Source organism: Chryseobacterium salivictor, assembly GCF_004359195.1.
Classification (GTDB): Bacteria; Bacteroidota; Bacteroidia; order Flavobacteriales; family Weeksellaceae; genus Kaistella; species Kaistella salivictor.
Window position 1 is genome coordinate 2,075,265 of record NZ_CP037954.1, and the last position, 12,146, is coordinate 2,087,410.

Annotated in this window: 9 protein-coding genes; 6 read left to right on the plus strand and 3 right to left on the minus strand. The window is 34.5% G+C overall.

The genetic code is table 11. From position 1 onward, the window contains the following. Positions 1–99 precede the first annotated feature (99 nt). Positions 100–990, plus strand: coding sequence for an EamA family transporter (locus tag NBC122_RS09515; protein WP_133440149.1), 891 nt, complete (start codon positions 100–102; stop codon positions 988–990). Between the two features lie 217 nt (positions 991–1,207). Here NBC122_RS09515 and NBC122_RS09520 read toward each other — a convergent pair whose 3' ends face one another. Then, entirely contained in the window at positions 1,208–2,254 is a 1,047-nt protein-coding gene (locus NBC122_RS09520) for an IS110 family RNA-guided transposase (protein ID WP_133439934.1), read from the minus strand. Positions 2,255–3,480: 1,226 nt separating this feature from the next. Between NBC122_RS09520 and NBC122_RS09525 the strand changes: the two genes are divergently transcribed. Next, positions 3,481–5,052: a phage tail sheath family protein gene (locus NBC122_RS09525; protein WP_133440150.1), complete on the plus strand. Its 1,572-nt coding sequence runs from the start codon at positions 3,481–3,483 to the stop codon at positions 5,050–5,052. Between the two features lie 360 nt (positions 5,053–5,412). Here the strand turns inward: NBC122_RS09525 and NBC122_RS14500 are convergent, their stop codons facing one another. After that, positions 5,413–5,673, minus strand: a complete 261-nt coding sequence (locus NBC122_RS14500) for a hypothetical protein (RefSeq protein ID WP_221343571.1) — start codon at positions 5,671–5,673, stop codon at positions 5,413–5,415. Positions 5,674–6,193: 520 nt separating this feature from the next. Between NBC122_RS14500 and NBC122_RS09535 the strand changes: the two genes are divergently transcribed. Continuing rightward, positions 6,194–6,760: an SH3 domain-containing protein gene (locus NBC122_RS09535; protein ID WP_133440151.1), complete on the plus strand. Its 567-nt coding sequence runs from the start codon at positions 6,194–6,196 to the stop codon at positions 6,758–6,760. On the opposite strand, the gene NBC122_RS09540 is transcribed toward NBC122_RS09535, so the two are convergent. Continuing rightward, positions 6,757–6,999 (minus strand): DUF6804 family protein, encoded by a 243-nt coding sequence (locus NBC122_RS09540; RefSeq protein WP_246012315.1) that lies wholly within the window; start codon positions 6,997–6,999, stop codon positions 6,757–6,759. The genes NBC122_RS09535 and NBC122_RS09540 overlap by 4 nt on opposite strands. A gap of 686 nt (positions 7,000–7,685) precedes the next feature. On the opposite strand from NBC122_RS09540, the gene NBC122_RS09545 reads away from it, so the two are divergent. From NBC122_RS09545 to NBC122_RS09555, 3 genes are read left to right on the plus strand one after another with little or no spacing between them, the layout of a single operon-like run. Next, on the plus strand, positions 7,686–8,966 hold the full coding sequence (locus tag NBC122_RS09545; RefSeq protein ID WP_133440153.1) for a DUF4407 domain-containing protein: 1,281 nt from the start codon (positions 7,686–7,688) through the stop codon (positions 8,964–8,966). A gap of 3 nt (positions 8,967–8,969) precedes the next feature. Next, positions 8,970–10,475: a DUF4407 domain-containing protein gene (locus tag NBC122_RS09550; protein WP_133440154.1), complete on the plus strand. Its 1,506-nt coding sequence runs from the start codon at positions 8,970–8,972 to the stop codon at positions 10,473–10,475. Continuing rightward, positions 10,453–12,144 carry a hypothetical protein gene (locus tag NBC122_RS09555; protein ID WP_133440155.1) on the plus strand — a complete coding sequence of 564 codons (1,692 nt, stop codon included), beginning with the start codon at positions 10,453–10,455 and terminating at the stop codon, positions 12,142–12,144. Before NBC122_RS09550 ends, NBC122_RS09555 begins: the two co-directional genes overlap by 23 nt. Positions 12,145–12,146: the final 2 nt, after the last annotated feature.

A 12,146-nucleotide genomic window follows, 5' to 3' on the forward strand; every position in this document is an offset into this window, starting at 1 on the left:
ACGGAAGAGATTTTCATTGCTCATGGATGATGGATATTAAGCAATCAATTCCTATTTTTGCATCCTATTTAGCGAAAATTTAATACCTCCAAAAACAACTTGAATAAACTCAAATATTATCTCGCGGCCCTCTTCGCATTCACCCTTTGGGGAACTTTCAGTCTGGTCTTAAAACCTTTACATGCCTATCCATCGCTAGATATTCTTTTTTACAGAGTCTTCAGTTGTGCATTGATCATGACCCTCATATCGATCCTATTTAAACGGGCAAAACTGAGGAGTATGATCAGTTATTTCAAGTCTTTAAAAAGAAAGGACCAATGGCACATTGCAGGTTTAAATATAGGGAGTAGCGTCCTGCTGACGGCGAATTGGTTTTCTTTTATTTATGTGATGAATCATGTGAGCGTACGGGCAACTTCGGTGGCTTATTTGGTTTGCCCCATTATCACTACGGTGCTCGCTTATTTTATTCTTAAAGACCGACTGAACAAATTTCAGTGGCTGTCTGTATTTTTGAGTTTGGCTGGCTGTTTATTGCTTTCTTACACCAGTATGATTGATATGTTTTACAGCAGTCTGATTGGTTTAACTTATGCTTGCTATCTGATCAGCCAGCATATTAATAAAAACTTAGATAAATTCCTGATCCTCAATTTTCATATTCTTTTATCCGCTGTGATTTTGTTACCCTTTTTTCCTACGTTTTCCGGGAGCATCCCTACAGACTTTAAATTTTACTTCTATATTGAAATCATCGCTCTGTTTTACACCATCATCCCTTTATTTCTCAATTTGTATGCCTTATCAGGCATCTCTTCATCAAAGGTCGGCATGATGCTGAATATAAATCCTATTATTGCCTTTATATTGGCAGGAGTGGTGTATCTCGAACCCTTAGGAACGCTGCAAATCTGTGCTTATGTCCTTATTTTTATTGCGGTACTTGTTTTCAATGGAGGCCATCTGTTCAAAGTAAAAAACAATTAAAGCCTCTGTAATCTCGCTCCCGCTGCGCATTTTATGACAATTCTCGTCATGTTTTCATGCTATGAATAAAAAAACTCCAAAGGTACTATCTGAAAATACAAATATTTCTTTAAGTTTTTTTATATAATTTTGCAAATGCAGAGAGGAAGCAAACTGTGATATTTCACTGGATGTTTACCTTGTATAGCCTCAGGTTAATGAGGCTATTTTTTTGCCTCTACGAGGCAAGCAGAGAGGGAAGCACCTGCTCCTTTTCTTGGATATTTTGTCTTTTGGGATCATAAGGCTGATTGTTTTTGTATAGCGAATAAATGATCACAAGTAATTTTTTCTGCACTGCGACATAACTTTTCATCTTTATTCCGTGATTTGAAAATGTACGGGTATATAAATTTAGAAAGGGAGCTTCCTTGCACCTTACAACCGTAAATGCAGGCATAAACAAAATTCGCCTGATACGAGAATTTCCTTTTTTGGATATTTTGGTTTTTCCAACCCTTTTTCCTGACTGGTTTTCTACCACATCATAACCTGCAAAAGATACAAGCTGCCTGGAACTTTCAAATAAAGAAAATCCGTTGGTTTCCGCCAACACGGTAGCCAGGGAAAGAATTCCCACTCCTTTTATCTTACATATATTCTCTGTTTTCTGCATTACTTCAGGATTGGATTCCAAATGATTTTTGATTTGTTCTTCCAGTTCTTTCAGCTGCTTTGTGAAAAGTTTGATGACCTGCTCAAGCTGTTTCACAATAGCTTTGTTGATATACATGGAATTTTTTAATGAATGAAGTTGGTTCCTATAAACCGTGATCTGCTCCTGGATATTCTGATATTGACGGGTAAACTGTCTCAGTTCATAAAAATATTTGCCCATTGGTTCCCACAGCTTAAGGTTTTGCTCTGCTCCCATTTGTGCCAAACCTTTTGCATCAATGGAATCATTTTTCGACTTAAGCCCAAGTGCCTGCAGATACTTCTTCGCCTTATTTGGAAGAATTACCGAGACTTTGCAGGCTTTTTCAAAAAGGAAAAGTGCGCATGACTCATAATAGACCCCTGTCGCTTCCATGCAAATCACTAAGGCAATATCTTTCTGCCTATGGTTTTTGTCAATCCAGTCTGCCAATAAATTAAACCCTGTGGGATTGTTGGAAACTGTAACAGTAGATTGAACTTTCACTTTTTGACCCATGTCGATACTGCTGAAACAGCAGTCGATTTTTTTGCTTGAAATATCAAGCCCGACGGAATATTTTAGCATAATAATTTGTTTTGTAAATAAACGATAACCAGTTTTTGCCTTTACTCATATTTTATACAACATCAATCTTAAATATAGAAAGTGTTTAAGTACTAATTGAAGCTCTAGTGGTTAAAGCAAGGATGTTTTTCCTTCGGAGCGATATCGTAAAACGTATCTGTCAGGAGAACAAGTTTCATCCTTGCCTGTTTATTTAATATTTATACAAAGATATGAGTCTGGAGACTTCGGAGAGCGGGAATCAAATTCACTCCTTTGAGGGCTGGGTCAAATGCATTTGATTTTTTTTAATTCTTGAATTTTTTGCTTCATCCTTATTTATATTTTTTAATGGAATCGACGAACCTCTTTTGTTAGTTTGCTAAAATGTTTCTTGTTCTTTTGTCTTGAAACAAAAGAACCAAAAGTTCAAGACTGGATCTTTTTGCTAAAAAATTGAAATTTCTTCAAGAAAATCCCCAAACTCGGGCGGAAAGATAATGGGTTCTTTTGTATTTAATTTTTTGCCGCCACTCAAACAGTGGGGATTTTTATGCGGTAATCATTTAGAAGATTTGGTTGTGAAGAAATTTCAATTTTTCTTAACGCAAAAATCTCCTAAGTCAGTTGTTAGGTTATTTTTAGATCGAAGTTTTGGTGAGCAATTAAATTCACTCCTTTTTTTTATGCTGAGCTTATCGAAGTAAGGGTTGGGGAAAATAAATTTGGTTTTCTTTATTCTTTTACTTTTTGTCTTAACACAAAAAGTAACAAAAAAGTCAAGACTGGATCTTTTTGCTAAAAAATTGAAATTTCTTCAAGAAAATCCCCAAACTCGGGCGGAAAGATAATGGGTTTTTGTGTACCTAATTTTTTGCCGCCACTCAAACAGTGGGGATTTTTATGCGGTAATCATTTAGAAGATTTGGTTGTGAAGAAATTTCAATTTTTCTTAACGCAAAAATCTCCTAAGTCGGTATAATTCCGTTTTGGAACAGAAGTTTTTGATGAGGAATTAAATTCACTCCTTTGAGAGCTGGGAAAGTCTTCGTGTTTTTATCAAGCCTGCAGAAATACCCACTGTTATGAAACTTAATTCATCGAAAAATTATTCGATGAAAACTTCATACTGCTGGTAGAAATATTATATTTGATTGTACTTTAGTAGGTAAACAATTATAAACAGCGATGAAGAATCATACGAAAATGTAGCATTTACAAAAATCTAAAACCAAAACATCAATTAAATGAATACACTTAAAACTCCGGGCGTCTATATCATTGAAAAAAATGCATTCCCAAACTCCGTTGTAGAAGTGGCAACCGCAGTACCCGCTTTTATAGGCTATACGGAAAAGGCGAAAAATGGGTCTAAGTCTTTAATTAACCTACCCTTCAGAATCAGTTCCTTAGCCGAATACGAACAGTATTTTGGGAAAGCTCCCCGCAAAGATTTTAGGCTGGTAAAAACTGATGTTAACAGTTTAGGCCTATCTGCCCTTAAAGATCCCGGTAAATTTGACGCCGTAAAAAATTGGACTGAGGCGATCTTTAAACCAAGTGAGCCGGACGATATACAATACTATGGTCTGACCAGAAACTACCAATTCAATCTTTACTATCAGTTGCACTTTTTCTTTGCAAACGGTGGCGGCCCGTGTTACATTGTTTCAGTTAATGAAGGCTATAAGCAGGATTCGTTTTCTTACGATGCTTTGGTTGGAGGTATTGAACCTCTTCTGAAGGAACAGGAACCCACAATGGTTGTCATCCCCGAAGCAGTTTACCTTGAAGAACAGGAATGCTATGACCTGCAGACGGCGATGCTGCGTCACTGCGCAACTATGGGGAACAGAATTGCAATTCTGGATATCTATAATGGTGATCAATCAAGAACAGATTCGGAAGCAGGCGACGTGATCACCACTTTCCGCGAAAAGATAGGAACTGAATTTCTAAATTATGCAGCGGCTTATTATCCCTGGCTGAATACTGCTATTATATCAGAGAAGAATTTAGGAATTCATTCTGTTTCAAACATAGAAGACTTACAAAATATTCTGAAATCCGAAGCCGTTTTTCAAAAAGATGAAAAAAGAACACAACAATTATTAAACTTAGCGGGAAGGATCACAAAAGAAGGACCTGAAAGTCCATCTGAAAAGGAAGAGATCCACAGAATTCTATTACAACAGAGCGTTGCGTATGCAACAATTATGAAGAAAATAGCCCATGATATCAATCTGTTACCTCCTTCTTCTGCAATGGCTGGGATTTACACCTTGGTTGACAGTACGAAGGAAGTGTGGAAAGCACCTGCAAATATTGGGCTATCGAGTGTTATAAGCCCGTCAGTTACTATTTCGCACGCCGATCAGGAAGACTTAAACCTGCCGCCGGATGGAAAAGCAATTAATGCGATCCGCTACTTTACAGGAGAAGGAATAATAGTATGGGGTGCCCGCACACTGGATGGCAATTCCTTAGACTGGAGGTATATTAATGTCCGCAGAACGATGATCATGCTGGAAGAATCTATAAAATGCGCAGCCAGAGCTTTTGTGTTCGAACCCAACACCGCAAATACATGGGTAATTGTCCGCAGCATGGTAAGAAATTTCCTTACCGGGATATGGAAACGGGGAGGTCTTGCAGGAGCCGTCCCCGAAGATGCCTTCATTGTTTCTATAGGATTAGGGGAAACCATGACACCGGAAGATATTCTGGAAGGCATCATGAGAATTACAGTGCTGGTAGCTATTGTCAGACCTGCCGAATTCATTGAGATCACATTCCAACAACAAATGCAAAAAAGTTAAACGAAGAAAAATTAAAACAGTCATGACAGGAGCAAAACAAGACGATGCGTGGCCTTTACCAAAATTTTACTTCTTCAATTCATCAATTTTCCTTTTTGCATCGGTCAATGCTGTTTCAATGGTATCGCCATTGTCGATAAACAAAGTATTGTCGGAGCCCTGTTTTTCAAGTTTGATATGTCAATTGGCCTTTCCTTTACTTACGTAATAGCCCACCTGAAAACCATCAACAGTCACGAATTTGTTTTCCCTATAATCTGAGTTGGCGGCAATATCGCTCGCTACTTCTCCCTTCAGAACTTTTACCGCTTTTAATAATTCAATCAGATCGGAGTATTCGATAGACGCAACACTATTGCTTTATTTGCCCTCTTTGGTTATTTGATAAATGGATGCCGTAGCTGCTCCATTTGTTATTTTTCTGACTCTTGTTTCCGCAGCGCCATCGGAGGCGGATAAGTTGGTCAGTTTATTATCCACAAACTTGGTAATACTTCCCGTTTTTGATGCTAAGACCTCCATTTTGGTCTTTACGGTTTCTGATTCTTTTTTTATCTCCTGTCCATAGGAAAGGGTGGTGATCAAAATAATTGCGGAAACGGAGAATAATCTTTTTAGCATTTTATTTATTTTTTTGAAATGGAGACCAAGTTATTTTATAAATATTTTACGGCATTATGGAAAACCGTAATTATGTTTAATTAAATTGTTATATTTTTATAAAAATTTAAAATCAGTTTAATTATCCTTAAGGCAACAAGCGTATGACCCTATTTCTATTACTTTTTATTTTCTTACTCCTCCTCATTTTTATAAGCCAAATCAATGCGAAGAAGAAGGAAATCGCAGCAGTCACAATTAATGTCAATTTAAATGCGGCTAATCAATATTTAGATGAAACGGTAGTAGATCGGAATGTGAAATTATTGCTATCATAGAAGCAATGAAGAACAATAAAAATCTGGAGCGGAAATGGGAATACTTTCAGGAATAAGCAGAAATTGAAATACAGGAAAGTGAAAATTGGAGGCGATTGAATGAAAAAGTGCTTATGTCAATAACACTTACGAAGTAAGACAATTAGTAATATAAAGAAATAGTGTACACTGGAAGAAAGGATCTTTATCAAAATCAAAACACAATGAAAAATTATTTATTTTCTTTTATTCTTATTTTCTCTATTTTTCTCGGAGTAAAGATAAGTGCACAAGAGGTCGGATTTTCGCCTTTTCTGGGTGTTACAATTTCTAATGTCAACTTCAGAAATGGACCAAGTACTTCCGATGATATTATAAAAAAAATTCCCGCAAATTCAACGGTTTATATTTTTTCAAAAACTGATTATAGCGGGTTTTATAAATCCATAGATGTAGAATCTGGAAAAGTAGGATGGCTGGCAAAAAATTTAGTCAAATGGAGTAAAGATGTCGATACCAGTTCTGCTGGAGGTTTTTCGAGTTTGGGAGAGACATCAGAATATAACTCAGAGTTGAAAGTCACAAATAAATCAACTAAAACAATAACACTTGTTATTTCTGATAAGACTTTTTATATATCTCCGCAATCTACCATTACCAAATTTATTGAGCCAGGAAATAAAAATTTCACAGCCAGTGCTCCAGGAGTTATTCCCAACTCAGGGTATAAAACCTTTTCTCCTAATAATGGTTACGAATGGACATTCTGGATTGAAACGAGAAGACGTTAACTTTCAGTTCTTTTTTTCGTGGCATTAACGATAAGCCATATCGCTACTGCAACATCAACAATATTCCAAATCGTTCTTCCCAGAGCAATCTTCATAAATGGTTGAAAAAGAATTGCAAGGAAAAGATATATCCAAAATACGGCTGTAAAATCATTATTTTCTTTATAAGCTGAGTAGGCGAGGTACACAAATACAGTAAATGATACATGCCTCACCAATTGATAATAGCCGTAAGGCATTTTAAAAAGGCAAAGTAGTAACATTAATGCTAGTATGTACTTTAAGTATTTCATAATTACAATTTTTTACAAATATAACAAAGAATACTGCTATGTTAAAAAAATGTTAAAAATTATTATATATTTATTTTTTAAAACTAAAACATATTGAAATATAGCTTTATCTCTTCATTACTTAAATATATCTCAATAAAATATATCTCTATTTATAGAATAATACTCTATAAAAAGAGACCGAATGAAATAGAGGTTTTCAAAATTTTCAGAGATAGTACTTTTTCGAATTCACTCATTAGGGTGGAATATTTTTTTGATAGCCTTATCTGGATTAAGTTTCCTCAAATAGGAAAAAAACTATCTAATGGAAGTATTATGCTTAATGCAGATAGAATGACTTTTCCTTATGAGATTAAGGTAAAAACGAAGCATGGAATCAAAAAATATATGGTTCAGCAGGAGGAAGTTCGAAATTCTCTTCAGTCAGAACACTACCGTGTAAAAGAATTTTTAAGTTTTAAAAGAGTTTACAGGAATCCAAACCTCTTCAATTTCCCAAAACTAACATTGAAAAACATAATTTTTTACCAAAGTCCTAAATTTTATTTTCAGAAAAATAGAACTGAAATTGGAAAGAATCTTAAAATAAATAAAATTAACCATAGTAACTTTAATAGAACTGATTTCTTATGAAAAATAACGAGTCGTACAAAATGCCACGTGCAGGCAGAGTCATGCACTTTTTATGGGACTGCGCTGGTGGTGACCGCTTTTTGCTGGAGCGAGCAACTTATTCGGACCAAATAAAATATCTGTGTCTCGGAGGGATTGTCTTATCCACGGGATTAATGGCTTCAATGGCGGGAGGTTATGCTTTTTATACTATTTTTTCTCCGAAAGTGGCCAATGTACTTGATAAACAAAAGATGGCAAATATGCCATTAGAGGTACCTATAGATATACCTACTGTTGTTTTGTCGATTATATTTGGAATAATTTGGGGGCTAGTCATATTTAATATAGACCGATTCATTGTGGCTGCAACAGGCAAAGGCGATGGTACAGAAAAAATTACACGCCAGGAATTCGTGGGTGCTATTCCCAGAATTTTAATGGGTGCAATTATCGCAATAACGATTTCTAAACCAGTTGAAATTAGGATGTTTAAATCTGAAATTGATGCTGCCCTTGCCAAATATCAGGAAGTACAGAAAAATGAAGCTATCAAACGAGCTGATGCTAGCTATGCAACCCAAGTAGCCCAGGCAAAACTTAAAATGAAAGATTTAGATGTGCAGATTACTGATTTAGAAGGTCAGGTTAAAGAGCTTAACACTCAAATAATGAAAGAAACAACAGGACAAAATGGAAACGGTGCCGCTTACGGTCCGAGAGCAATAGCCCTTGATAAGCAACGTTTTGGGATAGAAAAGAAGATTAACGATTTAAAAGCAACCCAGGATTACAAAGATTTGCAATCGGAATTAAAATCAGCAGTTGTAAAAAGAGATAACGAGAGACTTGATGCAGAAAAGAAAGCAGGAGCAGAAGACGGATTATTGAGACGTATTCAACTAGCTGATGAAATTGCTGCAACAAGAGAAGACGGCACGAAGGGTTTTCCTTGGATTAGCATTTTTATAACCCTCCTTTTTATGGCTATCGAATTGACTCCAGTATTTTTCAAGATGATGTTAACGAAATCACCTTACGATTACATTAAAGATAATTTAGAGGACGAATTAAGAGCTGAAAATGGTATTGAGGTTCAATACGACTACTATAAAGATAAAAATGGCTTAGAAAGACATTTAGTTGTTAATCATGATGCTGAAAATTTAATGTATGAGAAATCCAAACTTTCTCAAATACAAAAAGAGCTGACGGATTATGCATTGCAAAAATATAAAGAAAGAGAGCAGGAAAATATTGATGCAAATCTTGATTTATACATTCAGAAAAATGCATAGTTGATGGGCAGAAGTATATTCAAACAAAACAGACTGCTTCATCTTTTCTCAGGTGAAGACCGTGGGATTATCAATGAATTAGACAACAGAAAAATTAATAGAAACTTCAATTTTATTGGTTTATTTGTTATTGTAATCTGTATAATCTGTTTTGTTAGTGCTGTACTTTTTATGCTCAATGTTTTTCAGGGAGTGGGAAAAATAGCAAGTCTTCCGATTGGTATTTTCTGGGGATTTACGGTTACAACAATCTATGTTTTATTGTTGTACACGATAACTCCACCTTTATTAATTGACAAAAACATGTTAATAAAAAAAGCAAAAAAAACCAGGAAGCCCCATATAGAAAAGGCAATAAATAGCAAGAATTTACAAAATTTCAATAATTGGCTTACTGTATCGATGCTTACTAGGCTAATATTTATTATCGTTTTTGCAGTTATCGTTGCACAACCCATCAACGTTATTCTTTTTACCAAGCCGATAAATGATAAACTGGAACTATATAAATCCTATTACAAATCTGAAATTATTTTAAATGCTGACGTCCATAGAATTGAACAGGAAGTTGTGTTATATGAAGAATTTTTAAAAGATATACATTTCAATTCTTTGTCTAAAGCGGATAGTATAATTGTATCTGATAAACTAAGTACAATTGGCGATAAAATTAGCTTTGATTCAAATTTCCTTTCTCAATCCCAAAAAATTCAAGCTGAAATTTCATTGGCTTCAAAAAATAAAATTCCCCAGCAAAAAATTGACGAAAAAATTGTTAATCTAAATAATAAAATTGACGAAGAAGTACAAAGTGACAATGATTATCTGAACCAAAATTTAGACTCACTCAAAAGTGAAAACATAGTTCTAAAGAAATTCGATGTGGATTTTAAAGAGTTGATTAATAAGAAAGAGTTTAATAATTCTTACACTATTGCCCTTGTTGATAATAATAACTTTTACATGAGGAGAATTGTTATCATTAACACTCATGTTTTGGGAGCATGGATTGTAAATTTATTTTTCATGTCACTGTTTATTATTCCAATCTCTCTAAAATTTAATATCAGAAAAATACGAATAAAAGACAAAGGAGGTTTCTATCCCTTCAAAAAGAAGTATGAAGAAGAAATAGTTCAAAGCAATTACAGCAGTTTTAAAGCAAAGTTCGAGAAAAATCTTGGAGAAAGGCTACATCTGTCTTATATCAAAACAAAAGAGAGACTTCAACCACATCTTGCAGTTTTAGAAATGTACAAACCTTTAGTTGCGAAGGAAATAAAAGCTGATTTGTTAGCGAGATATTATCCATACGTAGATGATAAGGATGCGATTATAAAAGAAGAATTTAATTTTTCAAATGAGGACCTGCTTACTTTACAGGAAAGGAACAAAATAGTTTTTTATGAAAAATATCTAGACCCCCCTTTTAATCTGAAAAAGAGAGAAGATTTCAAAATCAAGATTTCTGGTCAACAATTAATTGATGAAGTTTGGAGCGATGAGTGATACTTTTGATGATAAAGTTTTTTACGAATCCGATGGCAGGATTTTTAAGAAGGAACCTTTTACAAAAAGGGCTCCTCGAAACACCTATATTAAAGGTAAATTTAGAGGAAAATTTCACGCTGATATTGTCAAAAACTTAAAAGATAGTGGCGACTTTTTTCATTTTAAAATTTATACCGCTGAGGTTGAGATTATAAAAAAAAGCAAAAAAGAAGAAAGAAGAATAGATGCCGAAAACGCAATAAAAGTTGAAGCTGACAAAATGCCTGATGAGGTCTTTTTTTATGAGAAGCAAGGGGACGAAAAGATTTATTATGACATCAAATTTGAAAATCCAATTTTCCATAATTTCCAATTTGTTTCAAAACTTCAACAAAATGAAGGCGATGAAGCTTTTGGAACAATTGAAGCTGATTTTTATGGTTATTTAGTAGATTTTTTAGAGGAAGAACGATATCGAAAGATTTATAAGAAAATCAAACTAATCAAATGTGAAAAATGCATTCAAACAAAGGAGAAAACAGGAAATGTAGAAAGGAAGGATAATAGTTTTAGGGAAGAATTTTTTTGTAAAGGGAAAAAGGAAACTTATTGGGGCGAATGGAAGGATACTGGTGAGCCACCTGTATCTCCGCCTCCACCACCACAACCTACGCCAACGCCTGTGCATAATTTTTCTCCTTGTCTTAGAAACTTGTTACTTGCAGTTGGAATAGTTTTACTTTCATTAATATTTGGCTTCGGTCTACCATTTACTATTGGTCTTATTTGGTTGTTATACATTATTTATAAATGCTATTTTCATTGGTTAAAATATTTTGCCTATTTCTTTGGACTTCTTTTTTTACTTGGTTTAGCTTATTCAATAATTAATACTGATTGGTCACAGAAACCTCGCACCTACATTCCGCATCCAAAAAAGGAACAAAACAAACAAAGATTAAGACCACAGCTTATCAAAGTTATCAATCTGATAACTGATAAAGACAATACAAGTACTGCAATTATTAATCGGGAGATGACTTGGTATGGATATAATGGAGAAGAATACAAGGGGAATTTCAGTATTAAAAAATCGGATTTGGATGCATCTCGAAACTTCAAAAATTCTTTGACGCCAGTTTCTTATGAAAGTATTCTTTACAACATTGAAAGTCATGACTCAAATAAGATTAATGATGTGTACGAAATGTTTAGTAAGATTAAGAAAGATAGAAATTTAAATGATAAAAAATTTGCAGAAATGATTGTGAGTTTTATTCAATATATGCCTTATTACGTTGTTTTAGAGCGGAGTTGTAATCCAGACGATTATCAGGAACAAATGGTGAAGGATTTAATTAAAGAAAACCCAGGAAGATGTGCTCCGAACCAAGCATTCGGTATAACAACACCTCTAGAGTTTTTAGTGACTGGTCAAGGTGATTGTGACTCCAGAACATTATTAGCACATACTATTTTAAAACATTTCGGTTTTAACGCTGCTATATTAAGCAGTGCTGTTTATTCGCATTCTATTCTAGGTATAAATTTACCTTATAATGGGCAGGTGTTTGAAGATGGTTCCAGTCGATATACCCTTTGGGAAACAACAGATAAAAATTTCAAACCAGGTATAATTCCTTCAGAAGTAAGGAATCTTAATTACTGGAAAATTTCAATAAAATAAAA